Consider the following 16,112-nt stretch of genomic DNA (forward strand, 5'->3'; position numbering starts at 1 on the left):
CGAAATATCCACACAGGGACAGGAGCAGCGGCAGGCTGACTCCCGTCCCTGTTATTTATTTTCAGCATGTTGGGCATGGATGATTTCCTCCAACAGGCGCACGCGTTCGGTGAGGCGCACCTGATTGGAATTGAGCCGTCCGGCAATAAAAAGCAGCGCCGCAACTGCCGTCATCAGCAGCGCCAGCACAATTCCGCCGTTGATCAGCGCCGACTGCAAGGGGCGGATGATCAGGTTGGCCAGTTCGCCTAAACCGAACATCTGGAAGAAGATTTGATTGGCGGGCAGTGCGCTGGCTGCCCCGATCAGAGAAATCAGCACGAGAATCGCCAGCGCCAGAATCAGCCCGGCAAAGCCATACAGGATCACACTGATCCAGTTTGTTTTTGATTTTTCAGCATTCATTACCAGCCTCACAGGGAAAGAATCACGTCCGTACGGTGAATGGGGTGTAACACCGAGTTTATCACAGATGGAGCGCAGCACGCTTCTGGATTCGCTTCCGGCGGGAAATTGAGCGGGTATTTGGATTGACATGCCGCGAATAAAATCATATACTCTAAATAGATTATTAATGGATGGTAAAAAACATCTAATTGGAGTATAAAATGCAGGCACTCCCTCCAACTTCCCCGCTTCGTTTGATCATCCGGAAGGTTCGGCGAGTCTATCGCCCGTTCCTGATTCGACCGGCACATGCCTACTTCTTCCCGGCTTTGCTGCGGGCTGTTCCCCGTCGGCTGCGGATTGCCCGATTGCAGGAAGAACAGGACAATGATTTGTCCACTGCGCTTCCCATCTCGCCCGATTCCCATCGTTTTCCCCTGTAAACTTCCATGCCCGAACCCGAAAAGGTCACCATCAATCTGAGTGTGGTGGATTTGGGTCAGATTGATGTGCTGGTGGAGGAAGGTTACTATTCCAGTCGTACTGACTTTTTACGCACGGCTGCCCGCGCCCAACTGGAAAAACAGAGCGAGGCGCTGAATCAAATTGTGCGCCGGCGGGGGTTGACCATTGGGGTTGTCCACTTGAACCGTGCCGAGCTGGAAGAGCATTTTCAAAAGGGGGAAAGCCTGGATGTGCGGGTGGTCGGAATGCTGGCAATTGATGCAGAAGTACCGCCGCAGCTGGCTGGGGCGGTGATTCGCAATCTTCAAGTGTATGGGGTGGTACGCGCCACTCGTGCCGTGCGGGCGGCACTGGGAATCAAGGAACGGCGCAGTCCGGCAGATTAGGGTTGCGCTTAAGCCACGGCTTTTGTTCTGGCAATTCGCTCTAAAACATCTCCCAATTGTTTCAATTCCCGTTCGGTGTTGTAATGGACTGCCCCGACCCGTACCATGCCGCCTTTATCTTCCACTCCCAATCGTTCGGTAACCGCCAGGGCGTAATAATTGCCGTCCCACACATAAATATCTTCGCGGCCCAACTGGACGGCAACCTCGCGCGGATGCTGTCCATTCAAGCGGAAGGCGAAGGTCGGCACGCGGTCTTTGATGCGGCGCGGGTCGCTCAAGCCGTAGAGCGTCAAACCGCGGATGCTTTTCAACACATCCAGCAGGTTGCGGCTCAGGCGGTATTCATAAGCGCGAATGGCAGCCATGGCCTGTTTCAGTCGCATGCGCCGCCCTTTGTAGTGCGGGCTGAGATCCTTGCTGAATTCTCCGCCAAAGGTTTCGCCCAGCCATTCCAGATATTCCATTGTCCCCAGAACGCCGGCAATGCCTTCGTGGTTTTGGGTGCCGGTTTCAAATTTGCCGGGGGGTGTATTGGATGCCGGGCGCACCTTATAGGCAAACAGGCTGTCGAGCAAATTGTAACGGCCGTAGAGGATGCCGGCGTGCGGGCCAAAAAACTTGTACGAAGAGGCTACCAGAAAGTCGCAGCCGAGTGCCTGCACATCGATTGGCCCGTGGGCGGCGTATTGGACGGCGTCCACATACACCAGCGCGCCGGCGGCATGCGCCATGGGGATGATTTCTTCCAGCGGATTGATGGTGCCCAGCGCATTGGAGGCATAACCGACCGCCAGCAGACGCGGTTTTTCTTCCAGCGCAGCCTGCAGGTCATCCAGGTCCAGCGTGCCGTCCTCGGGATGAAAATCCACCCAGCGTACGCGCACGCCGCGATCTTCGGCAGCCAGTACCCACGGGGTGATGTTGGCATCGTGATCCAGCCGGGTGACCACGATGGTATCGCCCTCTTTCCATGTGCGCGCCAGCGAACGGCTGATGTGCAGGGTCAGGCTGGTCATGTTGTTACCAAAGACAATTTCCTCAGGGCGGGCAGCATTGTAAAAATCGGCCATGGCGGCGTGAGCAGCGTCCAGAATCCGATCCGACTCCTGGCTGGTTCGAAAAGCCCCGCCGTGGTTGGCGTTGGAGGTGGTCAGGTACTGTTCCATTCGCTCCAGGGCTGAAAGGGCGATCTGCGTTCCGCCGGGGTTATCCAAAAAGATGGCACCGCTTTGCAGCGCGGGGAAGCGGTTGCGGATGATGGAACTTTCCAGGGTCATAGGCTTGTTCTCCTTTGGCGGCGGTTTTCAAAGATTATACGCCAGTTTTGTGGGTGCGTTGATCTTCTTGCGTTTGTATTTTGGGATAGAGTATAATCCAATTAAACGATCGGTAAGCAAAAATCCTGACAGGAGGAATTTTCATGTCCACCCTCAATCTGATCCTGCAGAGCCTGCATAACCTCACCCGCTGGGCTTTGGTCATTCTTGGCGTGATTGTTATTGTGCGCGGATTCACCGGCTGGCTGCGCGGTCGGCGTTTCAATAAAGACGACAATCGCTTTGGCCTGCTTTACACCTCATTTTTTGATGTTCAACTGTTGCTGGGTTTAATCCTGTACTTCTCCAAAGGCTGGTTCGGGGTGCTGACGGCCGATTTTGCGGCGGCCATGCGCGCTGCCGGCACCCGCTTTTTTGCCATTGAACATTTTTTGCTGATGTTCATTGCGCTGGTGGTGGCCCATGTGGTGCGCACCCGCTCCCGCAAAGCCGCCAGCGATGTACTCAAGCACCGCTGGGCGGCGCTGGGCTACCTGCTTTCCTTTGTGTTGATGCTGGCAGCCATTCCATGGCCTTTCCTCGAATACGGGCGGCCATGGCTGCGTCTTTTCGGTTTGCAGTTTTAAGCGATCAATCCAGTTCCAGCTCTGCCACCGAACCCACCACCCGTTGGGGCTGGTAGGGATAGGCAGAAATCATATCGCGGCTGGTGACTCCGCTCAGCACCAGAATCGTACCCATGCCGCTTTGGATGCCAGCGAGAATATCGGTGTCCATGCGATCACCAATCATAATGGTATTTTCGCTGTGGACGCCAAGGTAGTTGAGGGCGGCGCGCATCATAAACGGGTTGGGTTTTCCCACAAAGAAGGGCGTTTTGCCGGTGGCTTTTTCGATCAGGGCAGCCATGGCGCCGCAGGCAGGTACAATCCCTTCTTCGGTGGGGCCGGTTGCATCCGGGTTGGTGGCCACAAAACGCGCGCCGGCGTTGATCAGCCGCACCGCTCTGGTGATTTGGGCAAAACTGTAGTTGAAGGTTTCCCCCAAAACCACGTAATCGGGGTCGAACTCGGTTTGAATGTAACCCACCTCGTGCAGTGCCACCTGCAGACCGCTTTCGCCGATCACAAAGGCTTTGCCGCCCGGCATTTGGGCATGCAAAAAACGGGCGGTTGCCATAGCGCAGGTGAAGATCGAGTCTTTGTCAATATCCAGTCCCATGTTCTGCAGGCGGTGCGAGAGATCAGAAGGAGTCCAGATCGGGTTATTGGTCAGCACCAGAAACTTAATCTTTTTGGCACGCAGACGGGCAATGAATTCATCCGCACCGGGGATGATCTTTTGCCCGCTGATCAACACGCCGTCCATATCAATCAAATAGTTTACTTTTGGCATGGCTGCTCCTTGGAATAAGGAAATGGTCTTGCCGAGTTAAATTATAGCCCGTACTCGCCCGATAACGTTGATTCTTGACCGATTAATAACCGGATCATAACAAATCGCCTGTATCGGGTTAAATGTTAAAGCGGATGTTGATAATATCGCCGTCTTTGACGATGTATTCTTTGCCTTCCAGGCGCAGCTTGCCTTTGGCACGCGCCTCGCTCATTCCGCCCAGTGCGATCAAATCGTCGTAGGTAATGACTTCGGCGCGGATGAAACCTTTTTGCAGATCGGTGTGGATTTCGCCGGCAGCTTCCGGGGCGGTTGCACCGCGCCGCACCGTCCAGGCGCGCACTTCGTCCGGGCCGACGGTAAAGAAGGACTGCAAGCCAAGCAGGTCATAAGAAAGGCGGATCATCCGGTTGAGGCTGGGTTCGCTGATGCCGTATTCTGCCATGAACAGGGCGGCATCTTCCGGCGGCAGTTGGGCAATTTCCATTTCCAGTTTTGCCTGTAGCGCCACAACCTGACTGTGGCGGTGGGGGTATTCCAATGCCGGGGCGGTCTGTCCCTCGGAAAGATTCAGCACCACCAGCACCGGTTTGCGGCTGAGGAAGCCAAAACCAGAGAGCAGTTTTTCCTCGTCCGCTTCGATATCCACATCGCGCAACGGAATTTCCTGACTGAGTGCCTGATGCAGCCGCTCGAACAGGGCAATTTCGCGTTCAATTGCCGAACGATCCCTTCCGCCGCCTTTTTTGCGTTCTTCCGCCAGGCGTTCCAGTTTGCGCTCGACGGCGATCAGGTCGTTGAGCACAAATTCGGCATCCATGGCTGCCAGATCGCGCTCAGGATTCACACTGCCTTGCGGGTGGGGTACATTTTCATCCTCAAAAACACGGACGACGTGAATGAAACCGTCCATTTGGGTCAGCTGATTGAGCAGCGTGCCGGAGATGCCGCTTTTGCCCGCCGAGCCATCCAGCCCGGCAATATCGGCGTAGGTGACTTTGGCGTAAATGGTCTTTTTTGGGTTGAACATTTTGGAAAGTACATCTACGCGTGGATCCGGCACATCCACCACGGCGGTGTGGATTTCGATTTTGCCGGTGGCAACGCCGGTAGGCTGATTGCCGCGGGTGAGGGCATTAAACAGGGTGGTCTTTCCCGATTGAGGTAATCCGATGATTCCCAAACGCATGATGGTTTGAAACCTTGACCCTTCCGAAGAATTTTGATATATTTCAGGTTAGATCACGCCGAAGTGGCGGAACTGGCAGACGCGCACGACTCAAAATCGTGTACCCTCCGGGTATGTGGGTTCGATTCCCACCTTCGGCACTGCTGATTATATCACGCTGCGCGCCGCACCTGACTGCGGCGCTGGTTTCTTAAAAATCATCCCGGCACAGCCTTTGAGGAGAACCTCATGTCACCAGAACTCAATGACCTGATTCAGTGGGCGCGCGAGGCGGGAAGTTTGCTGCGCCAGCGCTTTGGAGGTGATCATTCCATCCGCTTCAAAGGCAGCACCGATATTGTCACCGAAGCCGATCACCAATCCGAGGCTCTGCTGATGGAGCGCATCCTCAGCCGTTTTCCCGATCACACCATCATCACCGAAGAAAGCGGCCATCACAACGGCAGTGATGAGCACTGCTGGTACATTGACCCGATTGACGGAACGATCAACTTTGCGCATGGATTTGCCTTCTTTTGCGTTTCGATTGCTTATGCAGAGGCTGGTCACCTGCGGCTGGGGGTGGTTTACGACCCCATCCACGACGAGCTGTTTGCTGCCGAAAGCGGCAAAGGCGCATGGCTCAACGGTGTCCCGATTCAGCCGGGCAGTGCGGCTTCGCTGCGCGAGTGCCTGCTGGTTTCCGGTCTGCCGCACCATGACCATTCTCCCTACACCGATGCGGCGTTTGCCTGCTTCCGCGATCTGACCCTGCGCTCGCAGGGGGTGCGCCGGCTGGGTTCGGCCGCCCTGGATTTGTGTTATACCGCCTGCGGCCGACTGGACGGCTACTGGGAATTCTCCGTTCAACATTACGACATTGCCGCCAGCGCGCTGATCGCCCGGGAAGCCGGCTGCATCGTTACCAAACTGGACGGCGATGAGGACATTCTGAAACCACCGGTCAGCATTCTGGCGGGCAATCCAAAGGTCTATGCTTTGCTGCGGGATGCCTTGCGCCAGCATGGTTTGTAAACAACTGCTGCCCGGTTTCCAGTGCCGGGCAGCAGTTTTATTTTACCGAATCAGTGAGGAATTACCGTGATATGACCGGCATCCACAACCGAACAGGCACCACGATATTCAGGCGCCCTTCGATTTGCGGATTGATCGGCTCGGTTTTACTCTGGATGTACTCGATCACTGCATCGCGGACATAGTACTGTGTGTCTGCAACGATTTGATCAAGTGGCCAGAGCGATTTCCCGCCATCATTGAAGTTGCAGGAACCTGCCGCCAGATAGTTGACGGTCGAAACATTGTAGTAAGTGTTGGCGTCGTTGAAGTTCACCCTCTTGCCGTCAAACTCCAGCGCAGCCACGTTGTTCCCATTGGGCGATTCTGGAGAGGTGTCGAAGTAGGTTATCTTGCCACCGGCGTTGATATCCAGCATGCAGGTTGTGTAGTAGGAATAGCCGCCGTAACCCGGTACGTACTTATAGTAGTAGTAATTGCGGTATGCCCGTTCCAGGATCTGTTTAATTTGCGGGCCGTTCATCCGCAGTACCACCAGCGAATTTTCATACGGCATGGCGCTGAACATATCGCTGATCTTCAATGAATAGGGTGTGCTGGGAGTTGCGGTATCGGCAATCTTCCTGTTGGTCATTGCACCGGACAGGTGGAAATCAACCTCGATCTTTTCCTTTTTCAATTTCCACACCGAAGCATCCGCCTGCAGGTTTGCGCCATTGGTTTCGGTGGTGTAAGCCTGCAGTGTATCAATTGGCGTGATGGTCTGACCGATGACGGTGTTGTTGTAGGCAGCCAGTTTATCTGCGTAAGGTTGAATGATTCCCTTGATGGTTGCATCTTCTGCGTAGTCAGCGGTCTTCACCTCAAGAGCACGCCCGGCGCGGGAAACGACCTCATAAGCCTGAGACAAAATGCCCGCATCGCTGATAGTCGTGGTTGATTTGGGGCGCAGCCCGATGATGATTTCCCCAAGGTAAGTGTTGTAACGATTGGCCTGCCCGATGATCACCGGTACACCATCCGGATTGCCCAGCAGCGTTGGCAGGTATTGATAGGGTGCCGTGATGTAACGGCTGTCGGTAGGATGGGTGTGCGAGTGGCCGCCTACGATGGCATCAATGCCAGACACATTGGATGCCAGATAGGTATCCACATTATTATCCACCTCGACACTCTTCGGATCTGGTGCGAACCCGATGTGGGTCAGGGCAATCACGACATCGCTGCTATCGCGCAACATGTCCACGTACTGGCTGGCAGTTTCGATGGGATTGGTGAAAGTCAACCCTTCAATGTTGCTGGGTAGTTCGTAATTGGGTACGCGATGGTTGCCGATACCGATGATACTTACCTTGATCGCTTCAGGGCCAACCGTCTTGCGCACAAACGGCAATACCGGTATCCTGGCAATTCCGTAGCGGCCGTCATCCTGTAAATTCGCCTGCAGGATTGGGAAGGTCGCATCCGAGAGGGTGCTGAAAACCTCTTTGCCGAAATTGAATTCATGGTTACCCAGCACCATTGCATCATAACCCATGGCGTTGAAGGCCTTAATCAGCGGATTGATTTGCATGTCAGCAGGCAGGGGACTGCCGTCTGCGCAGTAGCCCAAACCGGCCGATTTGAAGTAGTACATCATCGAATCGCCCTGAATGTTATCGCCGGCGGTAAGCAGGAGGGTGCGGTTGGGGTTGTGAGCGCGTTCCCGTTTGATCAGGGTTGCCAGATTGGTGTATCCCGCCGTGGTACCGGATTGCAGCAATCGGCCATGTGAGTCGTTGTGGTGCAAAATTGTCAGCGGAATGATCGGGCCGCCGGCGTCCGTACCTTCACGGGTGATGCGGTCGTCCAGCAGACCGTCGCCTTTGGGTCCCCGGTAGGGTTCATCTACTGTGTAGCGGCGTACCCAATCAATCACCACATTCAACATATCACCCCAGTAAGACAGGTTCCTGGCGTACTTGAAGGCAATGAAACCATCCTGCCCGGCGGGTGCCAGAAAGCTGTTGGTGGCAATCCGATAGGTGCGATTTGGATCAATCGGTAGCCAGGCGTCGCTTTCCCGATCATAGACCTGAACATCGTACGCTCCCCAAGCCCACGGTTGCGGACCGGGCAAGGCATCGGAATAGCGGTAGAATTTGTAGCGAATGCCCGAAACCTGAATTGCGCCTTTGAAGAGCGTTGCGCTCTGGTTAAGCAGGTCAATGATTTCAGCGCCGGTCATATCGGCTACTACAGTGTCGTTACCAAAGGGTAATATCTGGAACAACATCCCATAAGTGAGTACCATTGGATCATGTGTCCATACCCCTTCGGCCTGGCACTCAGAAGCGGTGCTGGTCCAAATGTAGGTGCCGGGGTTGGCGGGATCCTCTTTATCACACCAGTCAATTCGAATACCACCCGGGTTATTAAAGACCATGTCCACGTCATTATCCGGCGTGGTATCCGAGTTCAACTGGTTATAGATGGCATCTTGAATGAAGCTGCCCATCATTCCATCGCCGTTGTAATTGCGCAACAGGTCAACCTGCGTCCAGCCAATTGGTTCATTGATCAGGGTTTGATAATTAGGATCCGAAACATAACTGGTAACCAAGGCTTTTACAGTGGCATCTTCGGGATCGGAAGTGCCAACTGTAATGCGGCTCCAGCTGATGGTAACTGCGCCGGTAGATGGATCATAAGTGAAGTCGGCGCGGCCGATTTTGCGGCCGTTGTAATGCGCCTGCACCACCGCGGTATTTCCTACCATTGTGGCAGCAGACAAATCGGTGTGGCTGTGACCACCAATGATCAGGTGCACCGGTTTTCCAGCCTCGTTGAGTTTACGGGCCAGGGTTTGATCCCCATCAACCGAAAAGCCGTATCCATAACCACCGTCAGTGTAGCCGTTGTGGCTGAGAACAACCAGTACATCTGCCCCGGCCGCCTTCATTTCGTCATAGTAATGCAGGATAGATTGGGTCGGGTCTTTGAAACAAAGTCCCTCGGTGGCTTCGGCGATGGTGATGTAAGGAGTTTCAATGGAACCGACACCGATCACACCTACCTGCACTTTGTTGGGGTCTGCCCCAACATCCAGGATCGTATAGGGTTGAATGGTGTAAGTGTTCCCCGCTCCATCGTCCAAAACGGGACGATCCCAGCCAGCACACGAATTGTCCACTTTTTTGACAATGTTGGCTGCAATCATGGGGAAGGACTTTTTACCCGATTCCGTGGCTGCGGCCTGGAGAGCGCGTTTTGCCAACACCTGTTGACCCCAATCAAATTCATGGTTTCCCAGTGTAACCGCGTCATAGCCTATGGTTTTGTAGTAATCAATGGTTGGTTGTCCCTTGAGAATGTTGGAAATGAGCGAGCCCTGGAGCATATCTCCGGCGTCCAGGACCAGCACATTCTCATTTCCGACGGTGGCTCGAATATCATTGATTTTATAAGCCACGCGGGCTGCGCCGGGATTAGAGCCTGACGCTTCCAGGTTTCCGTGAAAGTCGTTGGTGTGTAGGATGGTGAAGTTGATGGTGGTCAGCGCCTGTGGACGTTGCAGACCGGCGCTTTGAACCGGTCCAGGCAACGCAAGGCAGATAATCAAGACCAGAGACACAATTTGCAAAAATTTAAGTTTCATGTTCCCTCTCTCCTGAAGATTGGTTTTTGGAATTAACCTGCGCTGAAAAAAGCTTCTTCATTCACTTGATGACACACCACCTCCTTTCAAAGATTGATACGAAAGGCATACTTCGGTTGCGGCATTCAATAGGGCTATAGAGATAAACCCAATTCAAATTAAAGCGCAGTGAAAATGGGGAACAATCAAGATTTCGTTAAGAATACAAAAATGTTAAGTTAATAGGATTACGCCCCAAATTAACACAAATAATAGCCCACCCAGTCAATTTAATTTTATTTTAACGAAATATATCCTTCGAGTAAAGTTACTTGTGTCACAATTTTATTGCGGAGTCATTTGTAATTCCCCTCCAAAAGTTGTATGATCAATCTATAACCGGTTTTGGATATATCCAAGGAGGGGATGATGAAATGGAGGGGTGGGATTGTTGGGCTGCTCCTGTCAGCCGTGTTGTTGATTTTACCGGCAGCGTGTCAGCCTTCGCAGCCGGTGGAGGATGGGGTGGTTTTTTCAGATGAGGAAGAGGATTTACCGCCGCCTACCCCAATACCCGAAACTCCTCCGTCAACCCGTCAGCCGGAAGGGGTGCCGCAAGGCATAGAACTGGCCGAATGCCCAAGACTCTACAATTTTGTTTTCCTCAAATTTTCATCCGAAATTGATTTCAATGTTGAACAAGTTGCCCTGCATTACTCCCTTGGGGATGGTGTTCTCACCCTGGAAGTTACCCAGGAAACGCCGCGTGTAATTTTGCAACCCCAAAGTACCATCACCCTGCCGGTAACCATTCGAGGCGTGACGGGCGATTGCACCTATGAAGGTCAAAGCAGCATGATTGCTACCGCCAGCGGTTATTGTGAAAATGGGATTGTTCGTCTAATCATCGAGGAGAACTGGCAGCCGGGTAGTGGGGTAATGTCCTGTCCCGACCATGATCCTGTGCAAGGCCCCTTACCTGCTCCCGGCAAAATGACTCACCGCGGTGGCGATGGACGGGGTGAGGTGTTTTATCTGGATGCGGGTTTTTCCGATCAGAATATCGGCTACATGCTGGAAAAACCCTTTCAGGGACAGGGCGGCAGTGGCAGCCACATCTGGACGCTGGTCATGGAACCCATTCAATTGATTTTGCCCGTTTCAACACCCTGAATTTGGAAAAAGGCGCAGAGTCATCGTTTTGACCCTGCGCCGGCTTCAAATCCTTAAACGGTTGAAACAAACAGCCTTACAAATTGCGTTTCTCGCGGTCGTAATTCTGACCAAGAAAGGCCGGCACCCGCGCTTTCCGGAAAGTGAGAATCATAATCAAAATCGTAGCCAGATAGGGCACCATCAGCAGGTACTGGTACGGCACGGCCAGCCCAATCACCTGGGCGCGGAAGGCGAGTACCTCCACGCCGGCAAAGAACAGTGAGCCGGTCAGAATGGTCAGCGGACTCCAGCCGCCGAAGAAGGTCAAAGCAATTGCCAGCCAGCCGCGCCCGCGCGTCATCGCCTCGGTGAAGGTGCCGGTGTACACCATCGGCAGGTATGCACCCGCCAGACCGATCAATGCCCCGCCGGCGATAGCCGTCCAGTAACGCGCCCGCACGACGTTGATGCCCAGACTGTCGGCCGTCATCGGGTTTTCGCCGACGGCGCGCAGTTCCAGCCCGCGCTGCGTGCGGTACAGGAAGTACCACAACACCAGCGAAAGAAAAATGGAAAAGTACACCAGCCCGTTCTGCCTGAAGAGGATCGGCCCCAGCAGCGGAATCTGACTCAGCACGGGGATGGACACTTCCGGCAGGGTGGGGATGAGCGGCGGCGAAAGGGTGATGCCGATGACCAGTTTGGGCAGCAGGGTGGAAAGTCCCACACCGATGAAAAACAGCGAAAGCCCGATGACGAACTGATTCATCTTCAGCGTGGTGGTGAAGTAAGCCAGCAGCAAGCCGAACAGCGCGCCGGCTGCCATGGCCGCCAGCATGCCCACAAAGTTGTTGCCGACCTGATAACTGACCAGAAAACCCAGCGATGCACCCAGCAGCATGATGCCTTCCTGTGCCACGTTGAAGATGCCGGTGCGACCGCCCAGCATGGTGCCCTGACTGGCCAGCACAAACGGCACCATCGAAAGCAGGACTAATCGCAAGAAGGTGACCAGAGTTTCCATGATGATTTACCTCCTGCGTACCACATCGGAAAGTAGAACGAAGAGCAGCACCAGCGCTTCGACGATAAAGACCATTTCAACCGGGATCATCAACGTGCGCTGCATGGCACTTGCCCCGACTTCCAGCACGGCGATGAAAAACGCCACAAACGGCACCGCCAGATTGTTGCCGCGCGCGATCAGCCCGATGATCAGCCCCAGCACCAGAAAGTTGGACTGCATGCCCTCGATCAGGCGGCGGTGAACGCCGGCAACCTCAATGGAACCGGCCAGACCGGCCAGCGCGCCCGCCAGCACCAGCGAGAAAACGAACATGCGCTTGACGTTGATGCCGAATACCTCGGCGGCGCGCGGGTTTGCGCCGGTAGCCACCAGCTCGTAGCCGCCGGTGGTGCGGCTGGTGTACACATAAATCCCGGCTGCCACCAGTACCGCCAGAATGATGCCCGAGTGCAGCGGCGGATTGCTGACCAGCATGGGCAGCCAGCCGCCCTGCCCGATGGGGATGGTGGTGGGGTGACCGGCGGTGGTATCGCGCCACGGCCCGGTGGCGACCAGATCAATGACGGCAAACGAAACAAAGTTGAGCAGCACGGTGGTCAAAATCTCGTTCAGACCAAAGCGGTAGAGCAGCCAGGCTGGAACCAGACCCCAGAATGCACCCGCAATCACCCCCGCCAGGATGACCAGCGGCAGCAGGATGACCGGCGGCAGGTCTGAAAAGGTGATGCCCACCGCCGCTGCCGCAATCCCGCCGACGATCATCTGACCCTCGCCGCCGATGTTGAATTTACCGGCGGTCAGCGGCACGGTAAAGGCCAGCGCCTGCAGGGTGAGGGGGATGAATTTGAGCAGCGTTTGAATGAAGCCGTTGGGAGTGCGGAAGGAAGTCAGTAAAATGGTCTGGTAAGCCCGCCCAACATCAAAGCCCATCGCCGCAATGAAGATGCCCGCCGCCGCAAAAGAAGCAGCAATGGCAATCAGATAAGGGAGGATGGTTCGTCCAAGTGTCTTCATTGGTACCTCGCTCACGGGGTTGCCGGTTCGGTCGAGCGGATGCCGCTCATCAGCCGGCCGATGGCGTATTTGTCAAACTGCTCGCGCGGCAAAATACCCAAAATTTCCCCGCGGTAGATGACCGCGATGCGGTCGCTGAGCAGCATCAATTCGTCCAAATCTTCCGAAATAAGCAGCGTAGCCTGCTTTTTGGCTTTGCGCTGCAACAATTTTTGATAGACAAAATCCATCGAGGGAATATCCAGCCCGCGGGTGGGATTGTGTGCCACCAGCAAATCGGCATTCATCGAAAAAGCGCGCGCAATCATCACCCGCTGAATGTTGCCGCCGGAGAGATTGCCGCCGGGGTCTTCCGGTCCGCCGGTTTTGATGTTGTATTCACGAATTTGCTCGCGGCTGTTTTGGTAAACCGTCTTCCAGTTGATGAAGCGCCCGTCGCTGTACGGCGGCTGGCGGTGTACACCCAGAATCAGGTTGTGCGCCACACTGGCTTTGGGCAGAAAACCGTCATGCAGCCGGTCTTCCGGAATGTAGGAAAGGCCGCTGCGCAGCCGCTTGCCCACCGGAAGGCCGGTCACATCCCTGCCGTTTTGCTCAATTTTGCCGCTGGTGGGCGGGATAATGCCCGCGGTTACCTCGGCCAGTTCCTGCTGACCGTTGCCGGCAACGCCAGCGATGCCCAAAATTTCACCGTGGAAAATTTCGAGCGAAACGTCTTTGAGGCGCGCAACGCCCTCTTTGCTGATCAGGTTCACCTGAGTCAGGCGCAGCAGCGGCTCAGCCGTATAGTCCACTTCGCCAAAGGTTTTGGTGTCGCGGGCAAAGTACACGCTCTTTTCGATGTTCATTTGCTCGCCGACCATGGCGCGCACGAACACCTCTTCCGAAGCGTCCTTTCGATCCAGTGTGGTGATGTTGCGCCCTTCACGCAGCACGGTGATGCGGTCGCACACACTCAGCACTTCGCGCAGTTTGTGGGTGATGAAGACGATGCTCAAACCGTCGTTGACCATCACCCGCAGCGACTCGAACAGCGCATCCACTTCCTGCGGGGTCAGGTTGGTGGTTGGTTCGTCGAGAATTAAAATCTTCACGCCGCGGTAAAGTGCTTTGAGAATTTCCACCTTTTGACGGGTGCCAATCGGCAGCGTGGAGATGACCGCATTCAATTCAACTGGCAATCCAAAGCGCTGGCACAATTCCTCCACTTTTCTGGCTTCGGGCTGCAGCTGCATGGTATAGCGGTTGGTGATGCCTGTTCCCAGAACAATATTTTCCAGCACGGTGTAATTGGCAATTTGCAAAAAGTGTTGATGCACCATGCCGATGCCGCGTTTCAAGGCGTCACGCGGGCCGTTGATCTCAATTTTTTCACCGTTCAGGAAAATTTCGCCCTGATCCTTACGGTAAAGGCCGTAGAGGATGTTCATCAGGGTGGTTTTGCCGGCGCCGTTGCCGCCCAACAGACCGTGAATTTCGCCGGGCAGTAACGAAAAGGATACATCATCCAGCGCAACCAGTTTATCAAAGGTTTTGCGAATGTTTTTTAATTCCAGAATGGGTTGTTTTTCCATGATCTCCTTCCCTAGTTTGCCTGTGCAGTCGGTATGAAACCATGCACTGCTGAGGTTCTCTGGCAGGGGAGTTAGAAAAGGGGTTCCGGCGCTCATGCACAGGCGCTGGAACCCCTGCCTGAATTATGGATGATTTTGCAGTCGGCTGTAACGGAAAGCCCTACTTAATCTCACTGGTATCCTTGACCACTTCGATTTTACCGGCGCGCAGGTCAGCCAGCAGGGTGTCCATTTCGGCCTGAATTTGGGGGGAAACGTTCTTCAGCGGGGTTTGCAGGGCAACGCCGGTGGCAAAGCCCAGCGGGTAGTAACCGCCGGTTTCACCAGCCTGAATTTTGGCGTAAATGTCCTTGAGCGGGCCGGCGAAATCATACAGCAGCGAGGTCATGTAGTTTTCGGGGGCGTAGGTGGATTTGTCGGTGTATTTGGCGGTGACCAGCACTTTGGTGGGCGAAGCCTTGACCGCTTCAAACAGGCCGAACATGCCTAGGTTGAGCGAGCCCATGATCACATCGCAGCCTTCGGCGATCAGCGCATCGGCAACCTGGCGGGCTTTGGTCGGGTCATTGAAGTCGCCCGCCCAAACGGCTTTGACTTCCACATTCAGCCCGAGGTCTTTGATGGCTTGCTGCACGGCGTGCACCTCAGCGTAGGAGAAGGGCAGCGCCAGCCCGCCCAGATAACCGATTTTACCGGTCTGAGTGGCTTTGGCAGCCAGAGCGCCAATGCCGTAGAAGCCGACGTGGAAGTTGCGGTCAATCATCCACAGGTTGGCGGGGGCATCGGCTACCGGGGCATCCCCTTCGCCGATGAAGATGACATCCGGGAACTGCTTGGCCAGTTCAACGGTTTGGGTGAGGAACTGACCGCCGTGCGTCCAGATGATGTTGTAGCCGCCGTCAATGTATTCGCGCATGACGCGGTCTACATCCGGAACGGCAACGCTCTCGGAATATGCGGTTTGAACGCCGGTGGCTTTTTGTAATTCCGAAATACCGACATACGCCAGGGTGTTGTAGTCGGCATCGGTAATCACGCCCGGAAAGATGGCGGCCAGTTTATAGGTCTTGCCGGTTTCTTGCGGGGCGGGGGTGGCGGCGGGGGCGCATTGTGCAGCCAGCAATGCAACCACCACCAAAACGAACAACAATCCGAAACGGTTCTTGCGCATTTCTTTCCTCCTTAAATTGAAAATGGGATAGAAGGGAAACAGGGTGAAGTTGAAGTATTTTCTATTTTACTCTTTTGAAAATGTCTGTCAATTACGAATTGGATAAAGATTCCGGTACATTCTTCCTTGAATATCCGCTTAATTTCCTGCACACAGCCCTGCCTTTTTAACGTGGGTTCGGGATAAGCACCAAACCTGATCAGCAGCGAGATGAACCCCCTCCAACCTCCCCCAATATCGCTAATGCGATATTGGGGGAGGCGCAGGGGTGCCCTGCCGGAGATTGCCGCGCTCGCTGCGCTCGCTCGCAGTAACTGTGTTAAAAGTCAAGGTGGAAGATGGGCGGAAATGGTTACGGAGCTGCCCATGAGGCCTTGTGACGAACCATAGCATTCATAATGGTCAACATCTTGCGCATACAGGCCGTGATAGCGACTTT

At 54.7% G+C, this 16,112-nt stretch carries 14 protein-coding genes and 1 tRNA gene; 6 read left to right on the top strand and 9 right to left on the bottom strand.

Annotated features, from left to right (window positions below; translation table 11 throughout):
- Positions 1–51: 51 nt before the first annotated feature.
- Positions 52–405 (bottom strand): hypothetical protein, encoded by a 354-nt coding sequence (locus tag ACWIZX_RS15375; RefSeq protein ID WP_322793478.1) that lies wholly within the window; start codon positions 403–405, stop codon positions 52–54.
- Between the two features lie 203 nt (positions 406–608).
- Between ACWIZX_RS15375 and ACWIZX_RS15380 the strand changes: the two genes are divergently transcribed.
- Together ACWIZX_RS15380 and ACWIZX_RS15385 are read left to right on the top strand one after the other, a co-directional pair.
- On the top strand, positions 609–830 hold the full coding sequence (locus tag ACWIZX_RS15380; RefSeq protein WP_322793479.1) for a hypothetical protein: 222 nt from the start codon (positions 609–611) through the stop codon (positions 828–830).
- A 6-nt stretch (positions 831–836) separates the two neighbouring features.
- Positions 837–1,238 (top strand): CopG family transcriptional regulator, encoded by a 402-nt coding sequence (locus tag ACWIZX_RS15385; RefSeq protein ID WP_448336415.1) that lies wholly within the window; start codon positions 837–839, stop codon positions 1,236–1,238.
- 8 nt (positions 1,239–1,246) lie between these two features.
- On the opposite strand, the gene ACWIZX_RS15390 is transcribed toward ACWIZX_RS15385, so the two are convergent.
- Entirely contained in the window at positions 1,247–2,518 is a 1,272-nt protein-coding gene (locus tag ACWIZX_RS15390) for a cysteine desulfurase-like protein (RefSeq protein ID WP_448336416.1), read from the bottom strand.
- 143 nt (positions 2,519–2,661) lie between these two features.
- On the opposite strand from ACWIZX_RS15390, the gene ACWIZX_RS15395 reads away from it, so the two are divergent.
- Positions 2,662–3,144: a hypothetical protein gene (locus ACWIZX_RS15395; RefSeq protein WP_322793482.1), complete on the top strand. Its 483-nt coding sequence runs from the start codon at positions 2,662–2,664 to the stop codon at positions 3,142–3,144.
- 4 nt (positions 3,145–3,148) lie between these two features.
- On the opposite strand, the gene ACWIZX_RS15400 is transcribed toward ACWIZX_RS15395, so the two are convergent.
- Together ACWIZX_RS15400 and ychF are read right to left on the bottom strand one after the other, a co-directional pair.
- Positions 3,149–3,913 (bottom strand): HAD-IIA family hydrolase, encoded by a 765-nt coding sequence (locus ACWIZX_RS15400; RefSeq protein ID WP_322793483.1) that lies wholly within the window; start codon positions 3,911–3,913, stop codon positions 3,149–3,151.
- 118 nt (positions 3,914–4,031) lie between these two features.
- Positions 4,032–5,102 (bottom strand): redox-regulated ATPase YchF, encoded by a 1,071-nt coding sequence (gene ychF / locus ACWIZX_RS15405; protein ID WP_322793484.1) that lies wholly within the window; start codon positions 5,100–5,102, stop codon positions 4,032–4,034.
- A gap of 57 nt (positions 5,103–5,159) precedes the next feature.
- Here ychF and ACWIZX_RS15410 point away from each other — a divergent pair.
- Both ACWIZX_RS15410 and ACWIZX_RS15415 read left to right on the top strand, forming a co-directional pair.
- A tRNA-Leu gene (locus ACWIZX_RS15410) sits at positions 5,160–5,242 on the top strand.
- 88 nt (positions 5,243–5,330) lie between these two features.
- Positions 5,331–6,116 carry an inositol monophosphatase family protein gene (locus ACWIZX_RS15415; protein WP_448336417.1) on the top strand — a complete coding sequence of 262 codons (786 nt, stop codon included), beginning with the start codon at positions 5,331–5,333 and terminating at the stop codon, positions 6,114–6,116.
- Between the two features lie 61 nt (positions 6,117–6,177).
- On the opposite strand, the gene ACWIZX_RS15420 is transcribed toward ACWIZX_RS15415, so the two are convergent.
- The gene (locus ACWIZX_RS15420; RefSeq protein WP_322794019.1) at positions 6,178–9,753 is read right to left on the bottom strand and encodes a bifunctional metallophosphatase/5'-nucleotidase; all 3,576 of its coding nucleotides are present in this window, start codon (positions 9,751–9,753) and stop codon (positions 6,178–6,180) included.
- 405 nt (positions 9,754–10,158) lie between these two features.
- Between ACWIZX_RS15420 and ACWIZX_RS15425 the strand changes: the two genes are divergently transcribed.
- On the top strand, positions 10,159–10,905 hold the full coding sequence (locus ACWIZX_RS15425) for a hypothetical protein (RefSeq protein WP_322794018.1): 747 nt from the start codon (positions 10,159–10,161) through the stop codon (positions 10,903–10,905).
- 76 nt (positions 10,906–10,981) lie between these two features.
- Here the strand turns inward: ACWIZX_RS15425 and ACWIZX_RS15430 are convergent, their stop codons facing one another.
- From ACWIZX_RS15430 to ACWIZX_RS15445, 4 genes are all read right to left on the bottom strand, one after another.
- Positions 10,982–11,911 (bottom strand): ABC transporter permease, encoded by a 930-nt coding sequence (locus ACWIZX_RS15430; protein WP_448336418.1) that lies wholly within the window; start codon positions 11,909–11,911, stop codon positions 10,982–10,984.
- A 6-nt stretch (positions 11,912–11,917) separates the two neighbouring features.
- Positions 11,918–12,928 carry an ABC transporter permease gene (locus ACWIZX_RS15435; protein WP_322794016.1) on the bottom strand — a complete coding sequence of 337 codons (1,011 nt, stop codon included), beginning with the start codon at positions 12,926–12,928 and terminating at the stop codon, positions 11,918–11,920.
- Between the two features lie 11 nt (positions 12,929–12,939).
- Positions 12,940–14,502: an ABC transporter ATP-binding protein gene (locus ACWIZX_RS15440; protein WP_448336419.1), complete on the bottom strand. Its 1,563-nt coding sequence runs from the start codon at positions 14,500–14,502 to the stop codon at positions 12,940–12,942.
- Between the two features lie 160 nt (positions 14,503–14,662).
- Positions 14,663–15,673, bottom strand: coding sequence for a BMP family protein (locus ACWIZX_RS15445; protein WP_448336420.1), 1,011 nt, complete (start codon positions 15,671–15,673; stop codon positions 14,663–14,665).
- Positions 15,674–16,112: the final 439 nt, after the last annotated feature.

This window comes from Bellilinea sp. (genome assembly GCF_053501535.1).